At 71.4% G+C, this 17726-nt stretch carries 17 protein-coding genes and 2 pseudogenes; 2 read left to right on the top strand and 17 right to left on the bottom strand.

Annotated elements, in window-relative coordinates; all coding sequences use genetic code 11:
* Positions 1-30 precede the first annotated feature (30 nt).
* From AC0VY3_RS16165 to AC0VY3_RS16140, 6 genes and pseudogenes are all read right to left on the bottom strand, one after another.
* Positions 31-1161, bottom strand: a pseudogene (locus AC0VY3_RS16165) (type III polyketide synthase); the annotation flags it as partial.
* A 22-nt stretch (positions 1162-1183) separates the two neighbouring features.
* Positions 1184-2404: a cytochrome P450 gene (locus AC0VY3_RS16160; protein WP_475549863.1), complete on the bottom strand. Its 1221-nt coding sequence runs from the start codon at positions 2402-2404 to the stop codon at positions 1184-1186.
* A gap of 147 nt (positions 2405-2551) precedes the next feature.
* Positions 2552-3391, bottom strand: a complete 840-nt coding sequence (locus AC0VY3_RS16155) for an ABC transporter ATP-binding protein (protein WP_103510389.1) — start codon at positions 3389-3391, stop codon at positions 2552-2554.
* Complete coding sequence (locus AC0VY3_RS16150; protein WP_103510390.1) at positions 3388-4440, bottom strand: FecCD family ABC transporter permease; 1053 nt, start codon at positions 4438-4440, stop codon at positions 3388-3390. The genes AC0VY3_RS16155 and AC0VY3_RS16150 overlap by 4 nt, the downstream gene beginning before the upstream one ends.
* The gene (locus tag AC0VY3_RS16145; protein WP_103510391.1) at positions 4437-5477 is read right to left on the bottom strand and encodes a FecCD family ABC transporter permease; all 1041 of its coding nucleotides are present in this window, start codon (positions 5475-5477) and stop codon (positions 4437-4439) included. Before AC0VY3_RS16145 ends, AC0VY3_RS16150 begins: the two co-directional genes overlap by 4 nt.
* A complete protein-coding gene (locus tag AC0VY3_RS16140) occupies positions 5474-6508 on the bottom strand; it encodes an iron-siderophore ABC transporter substrate-binding protein (RefSeq protein WP_475549862.1) in 1035 nt (344 codons plus the stop codon). The genes AC0VY3_RS16145 and AC0VY3_RS16140 overlap by 4 nt, the downstream gene beginning before the upstream one ends.
* A gap of 278 nt (positions 6509-6786) precedes the next feature.
* Between AC0VY3_RS16140 and AC0VY3_RS16135 the strand changes: the two genes are divergently transcribed.
* On the top strand, positions 6787-7884 hold the full coding sequence (locus AC0VY3_RS16135; protein ID WP_475551686.1) for a MerR family transcriptional regulator: 1098 nt from the start codon (positions 6787-6789) through the stop codon (positions 7882-7884).
* Here AC0VY3_RS16135 and AC0VY3_RS16130 read toward each other — a convergent pair.
* Positions 7874-8656 (bottom strand): helix-turn-helix domain-containing protein, encoded by a 783-nt coding sequence (locus AC0VY3_RS16130; protein ID WP_475549861.1) that lies wholly within the window; start codon positions 8654-8656, stop codon positions 7874-7876. The genes AC0VY3_RS16135 and AC0VY3_RS16130 overlap by 11 nt on opposite strands.
* A 260-nt stretch (positions 8657-8916) precedes the next feature.
* On the opposite strand from AC0VY3_RS16130, the gene AC0VY3_RS16125 reads away from it, so the two are divergent.
* A complete protein-coding gene (locus AC0VY3_RS16125; protein WP_475549860.1) occupies positions 8917-9450 on the top strand; it encodes an EF-hand domain-containing protein in 534 nt (177 codons plus the stop codon).
* A gap of 96 nt (positions 9451-9546) precedes the next feature.
* On the opposite strand, the gene AC0VY3_RS16120 is transcribed toward AC0VY3_RS16125, so the two are convergent.
* The 10 genes and pseudogenes from AC0VY3_RS16120 to AC0VY3_RS16075 all read right to left on the bottom strand — a co-directional run bounded on the left by AC0VY3_RS16120 (position 9547) and on the right by AC0VY3_RS16075 (position 17666).
* Positions 9547-9819 (bottom strand): hypothetical protein, encoded by a 273-nt coding sequence (locus AC0VY3_RS16120; RefSeq protein WP_475549859.1) that lies wholly within the window; start codon positions 9817-9819, stop codon positions 9547-9549.
* 92 nt (positions 9820-9911) lie between these two features.
* Positions 9912-10328 carry an acyl-CoA thioesterase gene (locus AC0VY3_RS16115; protein WP_103510397.1) on the bottom strand — a complete coding sequence of 139 codons (417 nt, stop codon included), beginning with the start codon at positions 10326-10328 and terminating at the stop codon, positions 9912-9914.
* A gap of 93 nt (positions 10329-10421) precedes the next feature.
* Positions 10422-10874 (bottom strand): MarR family transcriptional regulator, encoded by a 453-nt coding sequence (locus AC0VY3_RS16110; protein WP_103510398.1) that lies wholly within the window; start codon positions 10872-10874, stop codon positions 10422-10424.
* Entirely contained in the window at positions 10871-11365 is a 495-nt protein-coding gene (locus tag AC0VY3_RS16105; protein WP_103510399.1) for a MarR family winged helix-turn-helix transcriptional regulator, read from the bottom strand. The genes AC0VY3_RS16110 and AC0VY3_RS16105 overlap by 4 nt, the downstream gene beginning before the upstream one ends.
* Positions 11366-11437: 72 nt before the next feature.
* A pseudogene (locus tag AC0VY3_RS16100) lies at positions 11438-11656 on the bottom strand (GTP-binding protein); the annotation flags it as partial.
* A 131-nt stretch (positions 11657-11787) separates the two neighbouring features.
* Complete coding sequence (locus AC0VY3_RS16095) at positions 11788-12882, bottom strand: aldose epimerase family protein (protein ID WP_103510400.1); 1095 nt, start codon at positions 12880-12882, stop codon at positions 11788-11790.
* A gap of 53 nt (positions 12883-12935) precedes the next feature.
* A complete protein-coding gene (locus tag AC0VY3_RS16090; protein ID WP_475549858.1) occupies positions 12936-13967 on the bottom strand; it encodes a LacI family DNA-binding transcriptional regulator in 1032 nt (343 codons plus the stop codon).
* Between the two features lie 44 nt (positions 13968-14011).
* Positions 14012-15058, bottom strand: coding sequence for an ABC transporter permease (locus AC0VY3_RS16085; RefSeq protein ID WP_103510402.1), 1047 nt, complete (start codon positions 15056-15058; stop codon positions 14012-14014).
* Positions 15055-16029 (bottom strand): ABC transporter permease, encoded by a 975-nt coding sequence (locus AC0VY3_RS16080; protein WP_086779231.1) that lies wholly within the window; start codon positions 16027-16029, stop codon positions 15055-15057. Before AC0VY3_RS16080 ends, AC0VY3_RS16085 begins: the two co-directional genes overlap by 4 nt.
* Positions 16026-17666, bottom strand: a complete 1641-nt coding sequence (locus tag AC0VY3_RS16075) for a sugar ABC transporter ATP-binding protein (RefSeq protein ID WP_475549857.1) — start codon at positions 17664-17666, stop codon at positions 16026-16028. The genes AC0VY3_RS16080 and AC0VY3_RS16075 overlap by 4 nt, the downstream gene beginning before the upstream one ends.
* Between the last annotated feature and the right edge of the window lie 60 nt (positions 17667-17726).

The following is a 17726-nucleotide window of genomic DNA, read 5'->3' as shown; positions in this document are numbered from 1 at the left end:
CGTCCCCGTCCGCCGGTCGCCTTAGCGGGTTCAGCCGGACAGCGCAACGCCCGCGGCCAGCTCCAGCTCGTCGAGGTCATGGTCGACGTCGGCCTGGAGGTCGTCGTTCGCCCAACTGCCGACGGCGACCTCGGCGGTGATGCCGGGTCCGAATCCGGCGATGAGCCCCTGCGCGGACTCGGCGGGGCCGCCGTCGTCGAAGAGGCGCGCCAGCGCGTCGAAGACGACGGAGCTGGCGATGTTGCCGCGTTCGGTGAGCGTGGCCCGGCTGTAGCGGAACATCTCGGGCGGCAGCTTCAGGAAGTGGCAGAGGTCGTCCAGGATGCGCGGCCCGCCCGCGTGGACGATGAAGAAGTCCATGTCCGGGACGGACCAGCCGTGCAGGTCGACCAGGTCCTGGAGCACCGGGGCGAGCATCTCCATGGTGCCCGGGACCCGCTTGTCCAGCAGGAAGTGGAACCCGGTGTCGCGGACCGCGTAGGAGATCCAGTCCTCGGTGTCGGGCACCAGGTGGGAGCCGTTGCGCTCCAGCCGCATGCCGCTGCCGCCCTGCCCCCGTACGACGGCCGCGGAGAGGGCGTCCCCGAAGAGCCCGTTGGAGAGCAGCGAGCCGACGCCGATGTCGGTGGGCTGGTAGCACAGCGAGCAGAACTCGCAGGAGACGATGAGGACGTTGGCCTCGGGGTAGGCCAGACAGAAGTCGTGCGCGCGGTTGATGGCCGCGCCGCCCGCCGCGCAGCCGAGCTGGGCGATGGGCAGTTGGCGGGTCTCGGCCCTGAAGCCCATCGTGTTGATGAGCCACGCGGTCAGCGAGGGCATCATGAAGCCCGTGCAGGACACGTAGACGATCAGGTCGATCTCGGACGGGTCGGTCTCGGCGTTGGCGAGGGCCTGCCGGACGACTTCGGGTACCCGCCTCTTGGCCTCGGCCTCGTACACCCGGTTACGGAGCTCGAATCCGGGGTGCTTCAGGGTCTCCTCGATGGGCTGCACGAGGTGCCGGGTCTGGACGCCGGTGTTCTGGATGAGCCGCAGGACGAGGTCGCGCTGCGGGTGCCCGGCGTGGGTCTCCCGGGCCAGGTCCAGGGTCTGCTGCATCGTGATGACGTGCTCGGGCACAGCGATGGCCGGTCGGCACAGGGTCGCCATGGGTTCTCCTCGTTCTCTGGTGCGGAGGCTCTCGTCACCATGTGACGGGCAGGGCGAGCGGGTAACGCCAGATGGACGTCGTGTTCCACTGGATGTCCTCGGACGGCACGTCCAGACGCAGGGCCGGGAAGCGGGTGAGCAGCGTGGAGAAGGCCACTTCCAGTTCCATGGTGGCCAGCGGCGCGCCCAGGCAGTGGTGGGCGCCCCAGCCGAACGTCATATGGGGGATGGACGGGCGGTCGGGATCCAGCTCGTCGGGGCGGTCGAACTTGGCGGCGTCACGGTTGGCCGTCAGATAGGACACGTGCACCACGTCACCGGCCTTGATGAGGACACCGCCGAGCTCCACGTCCTCCAGGGCGATGCGCGGGATGCCGACGCCCTTGCGGAAGGGGATGTGGCGCAGCAGCTCCTCCAGGGTGCGGGGCAGCCGCTGCGGTTCGGCCTGGAGGGACCGCAGGAGTTCCGGGCGGGTGAGCAGGGTGAAGGCGATGTTGCCGAGCTGGTAGGTCGTGGTGTCCTGACCGGTGATGAGCAGGACCATCGCCATGACGGCCAGTTCGTCGTCGTCGAGCAGTTCGGCGCCGTCCCGGGCGGTGGCCAGGGTGCTGATGAGGTCGTCGCCCGGGGAGCGGCGCCGGTCGGCGGTCAGCTCCTGGAAGTAGCCGCGCAGCTCCGCCTTGGCGCGGACCGCGTCCTGCTTGCCCGCGGCCCCGACGTTCATCATCGTCATGGCGTGGGCCCGGAGCCAGGGGCGGTCGGCCTCGGGGATGTCGAGCGCCTCGCAGATGGTGATCAGCGGCAGCGGCGAGGAGACCCGGGCGACGAAGTCGGCCGGTGAGCCCTCGCCCGCCATCTCGTCCAGCAGCCGGTCCACCACCCGCTGGGTCCCGCCGCGCATCTGCTCGACACGGCGGGGGGTGAAGCTCTTGGCGACCAGGCTGCGCAGCCGGCTGCTGGCGGGCGGGTCCATGAGGTTGATGGACTCCGCCTGGACGATCGGCTCCGGGGTCATCCGGGGGAAGTCACGGCCGAGGACGGCGCTGCGGCTGAACCGCCGGTCGGTGGTGACCGTGCGGACGTCCTCGTAGCGGGTGACCAGCCAGGCCTCGCCCTCTCCGTACGCCATCCGGATGCGGGACACCGGCTCCTCGGTCAGCAATTGCCTGAGCTGGGGGTCGAACTCCAACTCCTGCGCGTAGTCGAACGGACAGCTCCGGACGGTTTCCTTGTTCTGCACCGAGGTGTTCTCCACCGAGGTTTCTCCCCATGACCACTTCGAGAATGAAGGCGTGCCGGATCGGGACCCGGCACCAGACCTCCCCTCTGTCCCCCGTCACCTGCCGAAACATGTCAGTGGCACACCTCAGTCAGCCGATCAGGGGGGCGCACGCCCCGGCGCTCAGCCGGTCGACTTCGCGACGTGCAGTGCTTCGTCCCGGTCCAGAACGTGGTGACGGCCGATCGGGAGCATCAGGGGCCTGCCCGAGACGGGGTCCTCGATGATGCGGCTGTCGAGGTCGAACACGGCCCGTACGGTCTCCTCCGTCAGCACCTCGGCGGGGGTGCCGGACGCGTGCAGTCCGCCGTCGGCCAGGGCGATCAGGTGATCGGCGTACCGGGCGGCGAGGTTGAGGTCGTGCAGGACCATCACGATGGTGGTGCCGCGTGACCGGTTGAGGTCGGTCAGCAGGTCGAGGACCTCGATCTGGTGACTGGCGTCGAGGAAGGTGGTCGGCTCGTCGAGCAGCAGCAGATCGGTCTGCTGGGCCAGCGCCATGGCGATCCACACCCGCTGGCGCTGGCCACCGGAGAGCTCGTCCACCGCGCGTTCGGCGAGCGGTTCGGTGTGGGTGGCCTCCAGGGCGGCTGCCACGGCGGCGTCGTCCTTCTCGTTCCAGCGGGAGAAGATCCCCTGGTGCGGGTGTCGGCCGCGGCCGACGAGGTCGGAGACGGTGATGCCCTCGGGCGCGACGGGCGACTGCGGCAGCAGGCCGAGGGTGCGGGCCAGCTCCTTGGCGGGCAGCCGGTGCACCTCCTCGCCGTCCAGGACGACGCGGCCCGCCCGGGGCGCGAGCAGCCGGGACATGGAGCGCAGCAGCGTCGACTTGCCGCAGGCGTTGGCGCCGACGATCACGGTGATCCGGCCGGGCGGTACGGCCAGGTCGAGGGAGTCGACGACGGTACGTTCGCCGTAGCCGAGGGTGAGTCCTTCGGCGGTCAGTCGGTGGTGCGTGGTCATAGCGAGCCTCCCGCCCGGTTGGTGCGGATGATCAGGTGGACGAGGTAGGGGGCTCCGAGGACGCCGGTGACGACGCCGACCGGATAGCGCTCGCCGAAGGCGAACTGGCCGGTGAAGTCGGCGACGAGGACGAGCAGCGAGCCGACGAGTCCGGCGGGCACCAGCAGGGAACCGCCCGCTCCGACGGTCCGGGCCGCGATGGGACCGGAGAGGAACGCCACGAACGCGATGGGTCCGGCCGCCGCGGTGGCGAAGGCGATCAGGCCGACGGCGGCGACGATCACGGTGATCCGGGTGCGTTCGACGCGTACGCCGAGGGCGGAGGCGGTGTCGTCGCCGAGTTGCAGCGCGGAGAGGTTACGGGCCTGGCCCAGCAGCAGCGGGGTGAGGACGGCCGCCGCGGCGAGCGCGGGGAGCACCTGGTCCCAGGTGGCTCCGTTGAGGCTGCCGGTCAGCCACCGCATCGCCTCCTGGAGGTCCCATTCGGCGGCCTGCGACAGGACGTAGGAGGTGATGCTGTCGAGCATCGCGGAGATCCCGATGCCGATCAGGATGAGCCGGGTGCCGACGACGCCGCCCTTGAACGCCAGTGAGTACACCAGCAGGGCGACGCCGAGGCCGGCGGCGATGGCGAGGGCGGAGACCTGGACCTCGCCGAGGGACAGGGTGACGATGGCGATGGCCGCTGCGGCGCTCGCCCCGGAGCTGATGCCGATGATGTCGGGGCTGGCGAGGGGGTTGCGGAGCATCGTCTGGAAGGTGACGCCGGCCAGCCCGAAGCTGAATCCGGTGACCAGGGCGAGGACGGCGCGGGGCAGCCGCAGCCGGCCCACCGTGAACGAGGCGCCCGGCACCTGCTCGCCGAGGACCACCCGGAACACGTCGCCGGGCGGGTAGAACGTGCGGCCCGCCATCAGGGTCACGGCGAACGCGGCGACGACGAGGACCACCAGCACCAGGGCGACGAGGCGGCGGCGTGTGGCGGCGCGGACGCGTCGGCGGGTGGCGGCCTCGACGGATGCCGGCCGGGTGAGGACAGGGGCGCTCACAGGGCACGTACCTTCTGTCGGCGGACGATGTAGATGAAGAACGGGGCTCCGACCAGGGCGGTCACGATGCCGACGTCGATCTCCGAGGGGCGCGCCACGATCCGGCCGACGACGTCGGCGGCGGTGAGCAGGACCGCGCCGAGCACCGCGGAGAGCGGCAGGAGCCAGCGGTGGTCGACGCCGACGAGCAGCCGGCAGGTGTGCGGGACGACGAGGCCGACGAAGCCGATCGGCCCGGCGACGGCGGTGGCCGCTCCGCAGAGCAGTACGGCGCCGAGGGCGGCCACGGCCCGTGCCACGGCGACGCGTTCACCGAGTCCGGCGGCCAGCTCGTCGCCCAGCGCCAGGGAGTTGAGGGCGCGGGCCGAGAGCAGGCAGACGACGAAGCCGACCGCGAGGAACGGCGCGACCTGGCCGATGCGTTCGAAGGACGCGCCGCCGACGCCGCCGATCTGCCAGAGCTTGAAGCTTCCGGCGATGTCGTTGCGCGGCAGGATGACCGCGCTGACGAGCGAGGCGAAGGCGGCGGAGGTGGCGGCTCCGGCGAGGGCCAGCTTGAGCGGGGTCGTCCCTCCCCTGCCGAGGGTTCCGACGGTGTAGACGAAGAGGGCCGACAGGGCCGCGCCCACGATGGCGACCCAGATGTATCCGGTCGGCGAGGTGAGCCCGAAGAACGCGACCGCCGTGACGACGGCGAGGGACGCCCCCATGTTGACGCCGAGGATGCCCGGGTCGGCCAGCGGGTTACGGGTCACGCCCTGCATCACACCGCCCGCGAGGCCGAGGGCCGCGCCGATGACGACGGCGAGAACGGTACGGGGAACGCGCTTGGTCGCCGCCGCCCGGCCCAGGGTGTCGTCCGCGCCGCCGAGTGCCGCGACGACGTCGGACCAGGGCACGTCACGGGAGCCGAAGGCGACGGACGCGACCATCACGGCGGCCAGGGCGAGCACGGAGAGCAGAACCCACAGCAGGCGCTCGCCCGCCGGACGCCTGGTGACGGCGTCCGGCGGGGTACGGGTGTCGAGCGTGGTCACGTGACCTTGTCCGCGGCCTTGGCGAGGGCGGCGGCGTAGTCGTCCAGCACGTAACCGATCGACAGGGGCGTCGGGTTGGCGGCGGTGGCCAGCGGGCTGGTGCCGGGCAGGAGGTAGACGGAGCCGCGCTCGACGGCCGGGATCTTCGAGAGCAGCGGGTCCTGGGTGACCGTCTTCAGCAGCTCGCCGGTGTCGTCGCCGTAGCCGGTGATGATGTCGACGTCGTCGAACGCGTCGATCTGTTCGGCGCTCTTGGTCAGGGCGAACTTCTTCGTGCCCTCGGACGCCTTCGCGATGGACCCGGGGATCTTCATCCCGAGGTCCTGGAAGAACTGGGTGCGGGTGTCGTGGGCGGTGTAGAAGCCGACCTGGCTGACGTCGTTGGGGTCGACGTGCGTCATGAACATCGCCGACTTGCCCTTGAGCTGCGGGTACTTCGCGGCGGTCTTGGCTATGTCCCCGTCGAGCTTCTTGATCAGCTTCTCGCCCTCTTCGGCCAGCCCGATCGCCTTGCTGTTCGTCCGGATGATCTCGCGCCAAGGCGTCGCCCAGGGTGCGTCCGGGTAGGCGACGACGGGGGCGATCTCGCTGAGGGTCTCGTAGTCCTTCTTGGTCAGACCCGAGTACGCGGCCAGGATGACGTCCGGCCTGGTGTCCGCCACGGCCTCGAAGTCGATGCCGTCGGTCTCGTCGAAGAGGACCGGCGTGTCGGCCTTCAGCTCGTCGAGCTTCTCCTCGACCCAGGGCAGCACGCCGTCGTCGTTGTCGTCGCCGAAGTTGGCCGCGGACATGCCGACGGGCACGACGCCGAGCGCCAGCGGCACTTCGTGGTTGGCCCAGTTGACGGTCGCGACGCGCGTGGGCTTGGCCGGGATGGTGGTCTTGCCCAGGGCGTGCTCGACGGTCAGGGGGAACGCGGCGCCGGAACGGTTCTCGTCGTCCCTGTTCCCGGTGTCGGTGGTCCCGCCGCAGGCGGAGACGCCGACGAGGGCGGCCGCCACGATGAGCAGGCGGAGGCGGTGTGCAGACATGGGTGTGTACCCGGCTTTCCGGATGTCGGGGGTGCCGCTTCTCGCGCGTCCGGGCGTGGGCTGCCGTCGTGGAGCGCTGCGCGATGCGTGCGTCAAGGGCTTAGGTAAGGCTTGCCTTGGCACCTTATGAGAGGGAGCACAGGTGTCGCAATCAACTGTTTGAGACAGGTGCTGTAGTGATTCGGACATCTGCCGCCGGGGGGACGGCGGTACATGGGGCTCTTGACCCTCACGTGGCGTCAGGCCGCACAGTCGGTGCCGTGGAAGAACACTGGACCGTGGGACGCGTGGCCGAGCTGGCCGGTGTGAGCGTCCGCACGCTGCATCACTACGACAGTATCGGGCTGGTCCGGCCGTCCGCGCGGACCGCGGCCGGGTACCGGGCCTATGCGGCGGGCGACGTGGAACGGCTGCGTGAGGTGCTGGCCTACCGGCGGCTGGGCTTCGGACTGCGGGAGATCGCGGAGCTGGTCGACGATCCGTCGGCCGACGCGGTCGCGCACCTGCACCGGCTGCGCGGCCTGCTGCTGGAGCGGCGTGATCGCGCCGACGCGATGGTGACGGCCATCGACAGGGAACTCAGGACACGGGCGAAGGGACTCAAGGTGACGCCGGAGGAGCAACTGAACATGCTCGGTGCACGGTTGTACGACGCGATCGGAGACGCCTACACCGCGACCCGGTGTACCGATCCCCGGATCGCCGCGCAGATCTGGGACGCGCTCGGAGACGCCCGGACGGTGCTGAACATCGGGGCCGGCACCGGCTCCTACGAGCCTGCCGACCGCCGGGTGACCGCGGTGGAGCCGTCGGCGGTCATGCGGGGGCAGCGGCCTCCCGGCTCGGCGCCGTGCGTCGACGCCGCCGCGGAGTGCCTGCCGTTCGCGGACCGTTCCTTCGATGTCGCGATGGCCGTCTCCACCGTTCACCACTGGGGGGACCCGATCGCGGGGCTGCGCGAAATGCGGCGGGTGGCCCGCCACGTGGTGGTGCTCACCTTCGACACCGACGAACCGGGATGGCAGGACCGGTTCTGGCTCACCCGCGACTACCTGCCCGAGTTCACCGGCGTCCTCGCCGAATTCCCCTCGCTCGCCGGAATGGCCGACGCGATCGGCGCCCGCGCCGAGCCGGTGCCCGTCCCGTGGGACTGTGCCGACGGCCTGTTCGAGGCGTACTGGCGCCGGCCGGGGGCGTATCTGGAGGAGCGGGTGCGCCGTGCGATGTCGGTGTGGACGAGGGTCGGGCCGGAGGCGGAGGGGCGTGCGGTACGCAGCCTCGGCGACGACCTCGCCTCCGGCCGGTGGGCCGAACGCAACGGCGACCTCGTCGGCCTCGACGCGGCGGATCTCGGCCTCCGCCTGCTCAGGGCGTGAGCTCGGGCCGGAACGTCCCCGGGGTCAGCCCGGTGGTCCGCCGGAAGGCGGCGCCGAAGGCGCTCGCGGAGCGGTAGCCGACCTGTTCGGCGACCGATTCGACGTCCCAGCCCCGGGTGAGCAGGCCGATCGCGTGCTGCGCGCGGACCGCCGCCACCCAGCGTACGAAGCTCGTGCCCGTCTCGGCGCTGAAAGCGCGCGTGACCGTACGGGTGCTGACCCCCAGCTCGGACGCCCAGTCCGCCAGCGTCCGCCGGTCGCCCGGATCCTCGCGGACCGCGTCCGCGATGGGGCGCAGGAGGCCGGAGGTGGGGACCTGGACGAGCAGCTCGCGGGGCGACGGCGCGAGAACGTCGAGCACCAGCGCCTCGGTCGCGGCCCGGGAGGAGGGAGCGAGGCCGGGTTCGCCGAGCCGTTCCAGCAGCAGGCGCAGCAGCGGGGTGATCTCGACGGCGACGGGGGTGTCGGAGATCGACGCGGTGGTGCGGAAGCCGAAGAAGCTGGCGCGCAGCCAGGTGCCGGCGCTCGCCGAACCGGTGTGCAAGGTGCCCGCGGGCATCCAGAGGCCGAGCGTGGGAGTGATCGTCCAGACGCGTGCGCCGACCACCGCCGTGGAGGCGCCGCGCTCGTTCCAGAGCAGTTCGTGGAAGGGGTGGGAGTGCGCGTCCCAGCGCGTGTCGTGGGAGACGATCTCGCCGTAGTCCTTGATGACGAACGGCGTCTCCACCGAACCGGGTGCGAGCGCGGGGAGCGTCCGGGTCTCGCTGGTCATGGCAGGCGGACCTGGATCGTACGGGAAGCGCCGGCGGCGGACGGGGCGTGCATCGACCCAGCCTAGAGCGCGGGGGCGCGCGGAGCCAGCGAGCTCCGCGCTCTGCCTCAATTCGACGTTTAGGCAGGTCAGTTACGTCCTTCAGGTGAAAGATCCGGCGCATCCGCCGTGCGCGCCGCTCCTCGGCGGACAGTGGGTGGGCCGCCCGGCACCGGGCCGTGGCCGGCGGAACGTGACGTGCGGAGAAAGGTGACGGATTCATGGGCACTGAGGCCACCAGGCGGGTCGCGCTCGTCTTCTCCCTGTTCGACGCCAATGCCAACGGCGTCCTGGAGCAGGACGATTTCGATCTCATGGCCGACCGGGTCGTCCGCGAGGCGCATGCGTCGGACCGGGCGGCGAAGGACGCGATGCGCGCGGCGTTCAGGCGGTACTGGACGACCCTGCTCACCGAGCTGGACGCCAACGGGGACGGCGAGATCAGCTTCGAGGAGTTCACGGCGTGCGTGCTCTCCCCGGAGCGGTTCGACGCCACGATCGCCGTGTTCGCCGAGGCGCTGGCCGCGCTGGGCGACCCGGACGGCGACGGGCTGATCGAGCGCCCGCTGTTCATGGCGCTGATGCGGGCGATCGGGTTCGAGCCCCAGAACATCGACGCACTCTTCGACGCGTTCGAGCCGACCGACGGGGACCGGATCCGGGCGGAGACGTGGGTCGCCGGGATCAAGGACTACTACGCCCCGGGCAAGGCCGGTATCCCCGGCGACCATCTGGTGGTCGGCACCGCGGTCTGACCGGCGACGCCGGAGAAGGACGGACGGAGCGGATCCCCCGGCCCCGGACATGACCGTCGCGGTGAACGCCTCGCCCGGGCGTTCACCGCGTCGGTGTCAGCGCTCGCCGAGGGACGGACGCCGCGTCCCGGGCGTGCGCCGACGGCGGTCCTGCGGAGGGTGGGCGGGCGGACGGTGGCCGATGAGGAGGACGGCCGGGTCCGCGGCGGCCATCAGGCAGGAGAGGGTGACGAAGCCCGCGGAGAACGTGGCCACGGGTGCCGCCACGCCCAGGATGAGGGGTCCACCGCCGGTGCCCGCGTCGTGGCCGGAGGCGTTCACCCGCGGCGCCGGCACCGCGCTGCGCGTCGCCGCCCTCGTGGTCCTCATCGCCGGAGCCCTCGTCGTGACCGGAGCGCGCCGCGGCCGGCAAACCGCCCCGCGATGACGGCGGGGCGGTGCACCGCCCGGCGCGGAGGCCGTCAGCCGGTCAGCAGGTCCGGGTTGCCCGCCAGTGCGGCCAGCCTGCCCTGCGGGTCCGGGACGAGACGGCGCTCGGCCAGGTCGAGGACGCCGGCCACTCCGGTGATCTCCGCGGCGACCGTGCCGTCCTCCTTGAGGATCTGCTGCTCCAGCGTGAACGTCTTGCCGGTGCCGTAGTCGAACCGGCAGGTGACGCGGACCCGCTCGCCGCCGCGCAGCTCGCGCCGGTACTTGACGGTGACCTCCAGCTGGACCGGGCCGATCCCGTCGGCCAGCAGCTTCTCCTGGGGCAGTCCGGCGGCCCGCAGCAACTCCCAGCGGGCGTGCTCCGCGTACTGGAGGTAGACGGCCTGGTTCAGATGGCCCTGGGTGTCGAGCTCGTAGCCGCGCACGGTCACATCAACGGAGAAGGTCATGACCGTGCGAACACCTGCGGGATGCGGTCCATTCCGACGGCCGGTCCGACCCGATGGCCCGTCGCGTCCGGTGACCGGTCCGGTCCCGCCCGGTCAGGCGGTCAGCGCCGCGAGCTCGGCGTTGGCGCGCTCGGTGACCAGGGCGAGGACACGGCCGGCGGCGGCCAGGTCCTCGGCGGGAATCCCGCCCCAGATGCGGGCGGAGACGGGGGCGGTCTCCGCGCCGACGGCGGCGAGGAGTTCGCGGCCCGCGTCGGAGGGGCGGAGATACTCACCGTCGAGGACGAGCAGGCGTTCGGCCCGCAGTTCGTCGAGCGTGGCGAGGATGTCCGCCGGATCCGCCTTGAGGGAGTTCCGGACCTCGGCGAGGAGATCGCCCGGCGTCTGCGGGGTGTCGGCGGTGACGGCGGCGCGCAGGGCGACCTGCTGCTGGAACGTGGCGCCGTGCCGGGCCAGGACCTGCTCCAGGGCGCCGCGCGCCGCGTAGTGGGCCAGGGCGAGGTCACGGGCGTTGGCGGCGGGTGCGGTGGCCGCATCGGTGGTCATGGTGTCGTCCTCCGGTTGCTCTCGTCGTTCGGTACGGATGGAGCGAGAGGTGCGTCGAGCAGGGCCGTCAGTTCACCGGTGAACGCACGCGTCCGCGGCGCGTCGAGGCCGCCGAGCGGCTCCAGCAGCTGCTGGAGCAGTTCCTGGACCACCACGACGGCCTGTCGTGTGACGGCCTCGCCCTCCTCGGTGAGCGCGAGTCGCACGGCGCGCGGATCACGGGGATCGCGGGTGCGGTCGATCAGACCGGCCGACTCCAGGGCCCGCGCCAGCTTGGAGACGTACAACGCCTCCAGGCCCGTGTGGTCGGCGAGTTGACGCTGACTGGGGCGCTCGCCGGCGCGCTGCATGCCGTGCAGCGACGCGACCAGCGAGTACTGCGCGTGGGTGAGGCCCAGCGGAGCCATCGCCCGATCGACCGCCACGCGCCATTTGTTGGCGAGCCGCCACACCAGGAATCCGGGCGTGGGACTCGGGGAGCTCGTACTCATGACCGATAGAGTACATGGCTATCATATTCATGGCTACTATTTTCGGTGCCGCCGCCCGCAGCGGCCGGACGCTCAGGCGGCCACCCGCCGCACCGTGCGCAGCAGGTACTCCTTGCGGTGCAGCGGGTCGTGGTCCGTGCGCGGGCGGTCCGGGACCGGTCCGGCGGCCGGGCGGTGGTCGGCGAAGGCGGACTCCAGCATCCCCTCCCCCCGGGTCAACCCCGGCAGCAGTTGCTGGAGTTCATGGACCCGGGCGGCCGGGATCTCGCCCTCCAGGGTGCAGAGCCCGCCAGAATTCCCAGTTTCAACGTGTGCACGGAGCTTCATGTTCTTGAGAGAAGGGTCCGTTTCTGTCGGGAGGAACACGAAGCTCCGCGCATGATCGAACTCCTGGGTCGTTCTGATGGATTGCGGGGAGTGGATCAGGGCGTTGTCGCCGGTCGCAACGGGATTGATCGCGCCCGCAGGTGCGGGAAGCGCCATTCGGTGCGGCTGCGCAGGGTTTCGCCGGGGCGCAGCACGGTGCTGGGGTGGCCGGGGCGGTTGGGCGAGTCCGGCAGATGCTGGGTTTCCAGGCAGAGCGATCCGTGGCGTTGGTGGCGGCGGCCCGTGCCGTCGGTGAACGCGCCGTCGAGCTGGTTGGCGGTGTAGACCTGGAGGCCCGGTTCGGTGGTCCAGAGCTCCAGGGTCCGGCGGTCGCCGGGGGCGGTGAGGCGGGCGGCGCGGCGCAGGGCTCCGGGGGCGGCGGGGCGCAGGACCCAGCAGTGGTCGAAGCCGCCGGCGCGCTCCAGTTGGGCGTCGCCGTGGTCGAGGCGTTCGCCGATGCGGTGCGGTGCGGTGAGGTCGAACGGGGTGCCGGTCACCGGGGCGGGCGGGCCTTCGGGGATGGAGTCGGCGTCGATGGGGAGGTAGGCGTCGGCGTCGACCTGGAGGGTGTGGCCGAGGATGTCGTCGCCGCCGAGGTTGAGGTAGGCGTGGTTGGTGAGGTTGACGACGGTGGGCCGGTCGGTGACGGCCGTGTAGTCGACGGCGAGCATCCCGGTGGTGTCCAGGGTGTAGGTGGCACTGACGTCGAGCGCTCCGGGGAATCCCATGTCGCCGTCGGGGCTGTGCAGGGTGAGCCGGAGGACGGCGGCGGTGTCGGTACGGTGCCCGGCGGCCTGCCAGATCTTGGTGTGGAAGCCGTCGGGGCCGCCGTGCAGGGCGTGGCCCCGGTCGTTGGCGGGGATGTGGTGGGTGGTGCCGTCGAGGGTGAAGCGGCCGTGGGCGATGCGGTTGGCGTACCGGCCGACGACGGCCCCGAAGTACGGGTTCTTGTCGGTGTAGTCGTCGAGCGCGGGCAGCGAGCGGACGACCGGGCCGGGGTCGCCGGCGGTGTCCGGCACGGTGAGGCTGTGCAGGACACCGCCGTAGGTGAGGACCTCGGCCCGGACGCCGGTGCCGGAGTCGAGGGTCCAGAGGTCGGTCTCGCTCTGCCCGTGGGCGCGGCCGAACGGTTTGCGGTGCACGGTGGGCATGAGGAGTTCCTTGGGGTGCGGAAGGGGCCCCGCGACGATGAGGCCCTGGAGCGCTAGCGGACCGGTCCGCAGGGCGCGCGGGGCGTGGTGGATTCGCGGACGACGAGGCGGTAGCCGGGGCGGGGCCGGCGGGGTTCGGCGACCGGGGTGCCGGCGAGGCGTTCGACGAGGCTGTCGACGGCGAGCCGGGCGATGGCCGCCTTGTCCGGCGCGATGGTGGTCAGGGTGGTCGCCCCGTACCGGCTCTCCTCGATGTCGTCGAAGCCGACGACGGCGATGTCGTCCGGGATGGTGAGGCCGCGTTCGGTGATGGTGCGCATGGCCCCGGTCGCGATCATGTCGTTGTACGCGAACACGGCGTCGGGCCGCTCGCCCCGGTCGAGGAGGGAGGCCATGGCGGCCGCGCCGTCCTCGCGTCCGTAGCCGTCGGTGACGACGACCAGGGACTCGTCCGGTTCGATGCCGGAGGCGGCCAGTTCCTCGCGCCAGCCGCGCAGCCTGAGGTGGGCGGGCTGGCGTTCCCGACCGGTGCGGGAGCCGAGGAAGGCGATACGCCGGTGGCCCAGCGCGATGAGGTGGGCGACGGCCTCGCGGGCGGCGGCCACGTTGTCGATGGCGATGTGGTCGTAGGGGGCTTCGTACTCGCGCTCGCCGAGCAGCACCAACGGCGCGGTCTCGGTGCGGGCCATCAGGTCCTCGGTCTCCAGGTGGATGGGACTGAGGATGAGGCCGTCGATGACGTGGGAGCGGAAGCCCTGGCAGACCAGCAGCTCCTTCTCCCGCTGGCCCGCGGTGTGGTCGACCAGGACGGTGTAGTCGTGCCGGGCGGCCGCGTCGACGACCTCACCGGCCAGCTCCGCGAAGTACGGGTTGCCGAATTCGGGGACGGCCAGCGCGATGATGCCGGTGCGGCCCTTGCGCAGGTGACGGGCGGTGAGGTTCGGCCGGTAGCCGAGCTCGTCGATCGCCTGCTGGACCTTGGCCCGCATCTTCGGGGTGACGTGCTGGTAGTTGTTGACCACGTTCGACACGGTCTTGATGGACACGCCCGCCCGTTGAGCTACGTCCTTGAGGCTGACGCCCACGGCACTCCTTGTTGCTTGGTTCGACTCGGCCCGGTCCGCACGGTTCAGGTGATTCTCCGGCTGCGCGCGAGGTAACGCTGCGCCACCACGACAACGATAAGGAAACCGCCGCTGACCACCGACTGGTACGAGGAGTTGAGCGAGCCGATCTGGTTGATGAGGTTCTGGATCACGGCGAGCAGCAGGACGCCCCAGAGAGTGCCGCTGATCGAGCCCGCTCCGCCGATGAGGAGGGTGCCGCCGATGACGACGGCGGAGATCGCGTCCAGCTCCATGCCGACGCCGACGATGGTGACACCGGAGGAGAGACGGGCGGCGTTCAGCGCTCCGGCGAGTCCGGCGAGCAGTCCGCTGAGGGTGTAGACGAGGATCTTCGTCCGGGCGACGGGCAGGCCCATCAGGGTGGCCGCGTCGCTGCTGCCGCCCACCGCGAACAGGGTCTGCCCGAACGAGGTGCGCTGGAGGAGGAGCCCGCCGGCCCCGAAGAGGGCCAGCGCGATGAGGATCGGGTAGCCGAAGCCCCAGACGCTGCCCTGGCCGAGCTCGGCGAACGCGGAGTCCTTGGGGACCAGGTAGGTGGTGGCGCCCTCGTCGGTGAAGGCGAGCAGCATGCCGCGCGCCGCGAGGAGCGTGGCGAGCGTGACGATGAAGGGCGCCATGTTGGCGCGGGCGATGAGCAGGCCGTTGACCAGCCCGATCGCGCCGCATACCACCAGAGGTACGAGCAGGGCGGTGAAGAAGCCCCATTGGGATGCCCAGGCGGCGAGGACACCGCCGAGGGCGAAGACGGAGCCGACGGAGAGATCGATGCCGCCGGTGATGATGACCAGGGTCATGCCGAGGGCGACGATCGCGAGGAACGAGGCCTGGACGGTGACGCCCCGGGCGTTGTCGAGGCTGGCGAAGGTCGGGTAGAGAGACGAGGCGATGAGGATCACGGTCAGCAGGACCGCGAGGACGCCCTGGCGCTGGACGAGTTCGCCGATCCGGGAGCCGATGGAGCGCTCGGGCCGGGGTTCGCTGCGCGAGGGGGCGTTCTTGAGCGGCGCCGGCGCCTGGTCGGCCGGGGCGGCGGGTGTGGTGTTCTTCATCGGGACCGACGCTCCCGGGCGACGTAGACGGCGGCGATGATGATGGCCGCCTGGGCGATCTGTGCGGTGGAGTCGGGCAGGTCGTGCTTGACGAGCGTGGCGCGCAGCAGCTGCATCAGCAGGGCGCCCGCGACGGTGCCGAGCACCCGGATGGAGCCGCCGTTCAGCGGGGTGCCGCCGACGACGACGGCCGTGATGGCGGAGAGCTCCATGAGGGTGCCGAGCGAGGACGGGTCGCTGGCGGTGAGCCGGGCGGTGGCGAGGATGCCGGCGAGCGCCGCCATCACCCCGCACAGGATGTAGACGCCGATCAGGACGCGCTTGACGGGCAGCCCGGACAGCGCGGCGGCCGAGCGGTTGCCGCCGATCGCGACGATCTGGCGGCCGAAGGTGGTGCGCTGCACCAGGAACGCGACGGCCAGCGCGAGGATGCCCGCGATGAGGACGACCGTCGGGATGCCGAGGAAGGAGCCGGTGCCGAGCGCGAGGATGTCCGGGTTGACGATCTGCTTGAGCTGACCGTCCGCCATCACGAGGGCCAGGCCCCGGCCGCCGACGAACAGGGCGAGCGTGGCGACGATGGGTTGCAGCCCGACGAGCGAGACGAGCGTTCCGTTGATCGCGCCGACCACCGCACCGGCGAGCAGCGCGATCAGGAGCGCGGGCACCAGTCCGTAGCCGAGGTAGAGCGGCAGCAGGGCGGCGGCGAGCGCCATGGTGGAGCCGACGGAGAGGTCGATGCCCTCGGTGCCGATGACCAGGGCCATGCCGAGCGCGACGATCACGATGGGCGCGACCTGGACCAGCTGGGTGCGCAGGTTGTCGGCCGTCATGAAGTGCTCGGTGAACAGGGCGTTGAACAGCAGGACGACGGCGACGGCCGCGTACACGCCGTACTCCTGGTACCAGGCGGGGTCGCGGAGCCGGGCCGGCGGCTTCGCGGGGCGTGGCAGGGTGGCCTGGGTGGTCATCGGGGGTCCTCCTGGCCGGCCGGGACCTTCCCACCGGATTCGGGCGCGCGGTTCACGGTGTCGGGCGTGTGCTCGGCGAGCACTTCGAGCAGGCGGCTCTCGTCCACCTCGTCGCCGGCGAGTTCACCGGCGACCGCGCCGCCGCGCAGCACGACGATGCGGTCGGCGCCCTCGATCAGCTCCTCGATGTCGGAGGAGATCAGCAGGACGGCGAGGCCCTCGCGGGCGAGTTCGTCGATGAGGGACTGCACCTCGGCCTTGGCGCCGACGTCGATGCCCCGGGTGGGCTCGTCGAGCAGCAGCACCTTGGGCTCCAGGCAGAGCCAGCGGGCGAGCAGCACCTTCTGCTGGTTGCCGCCGGAGAGTTCGCCGACCTTCTGCTCGGGGCTGGAGGCCTTGATCCGCAGCCGCTTCATGAAGATGTCGACGATGCGGTCCTGCTTGGCGCGGGAGACGATGCCGCCCCGGGAGAGCCGGGGCATCGCGGCGAGCACGATGTTCTCGCGTACGGAGAGTCCGGGGACGATGCCCTCGGCCTTGCGGTCCTCGGGAAGCATGCTGATGCCCGCGCGGATGGCGGCGGCCGGGGTGGGGCGGCCGATGCGCTTGCCGTCGACGCTGATCTCGCCGCCGTCCAGCGGCAGCGCGCCGGTCAGCGCCTTGGCGGTCTCGCTGCGGCCCGAGCCCAGCAGCCCGCCGAGTCCCAGCACCTCACCGGCGTACAACTCCACCGATATGTCGTGCAGTTGGTGGCGGCGGTCGAGACCGGTCGCGGTGAGGACGGGGGTGCGGGCCACCTCGTGTCCGGCGGGGTCGAAGTTGGTGAGGCCCTCGCGGCGCACCTCGGCCATGTCGCGGCCGAGCATCATCGACACCAGCTGCATCCGCTCCAGCGGGGCGAGTTCGCCGGTGTGGATGTGGCGGCCGTCGCGCAGGACGGTGACCCGGTCGCAGATCCGGTAGAGCTCGTCCATGCGGTGGCTGACGTAGAGGACGGCGATGCCCTGGCCGCGCAGGTTCTCGATGACCCGGAAGAGGGTCTCGACCTCGCGGGGCTCCAGCGACGAGGTGGGCTCGTCCATGATGACGACCTGCGCCTTCACGGAGACGGCGCGGGCTAGCGCGACCATCTGCTGGGTGCCGATGCCGAGGGTGCGCAACGGGCGCTTCGGGTCGACGCGGACGCCGAAGCCGTCGAGGAGCTCGGTGGTCTCGCGGCTCATCCGGGCGAAGTCGATGAGCCCGAAACGGTTCTTCGGCTCCCGGCCCAGGAAGATGTTGCGCGCCACGCTCATCAGCGGGACGAGGTTCACCTCCTGGTAGATGGTGGAGATCCCGGCCTGCTGCGCCTCGAACGGGCGGCCGAAGCGGACCGGTTCACCGGCCACCCGCACCTCGCCCTCGTCGCTGCGGTAGACGCCGGTGAGCACCTTGATCAGGGTGGACTTGCCGGCCCCGTTCTCGCCGACGAGCGCGTGGACCTCGCCCGCGCGCAGCGCGAAGGAGACGCCGTCCAGGGCGACGACGCCCGGGAACCGCTTGCTCACCGAGCGCGCCTCGAGCACGGGGTCCGCCACGGCGCCGGCACCGGTGCCGGCGGTCTGCGGGTGCTGGGGTGTCGCTTGGGTTGGTGCCATGAATCCTGGCCTTCCGGTGTCACGGGAAACGGTGCCGGGCCGCCGTGACGCCTCCGGGAT

It is taken from the genome of Streptomyces sp. iso_384, assembly GCF_056172905.1.
This window is presented reverse-complemented; position numbering and strand designations above follow the sequence as displayed.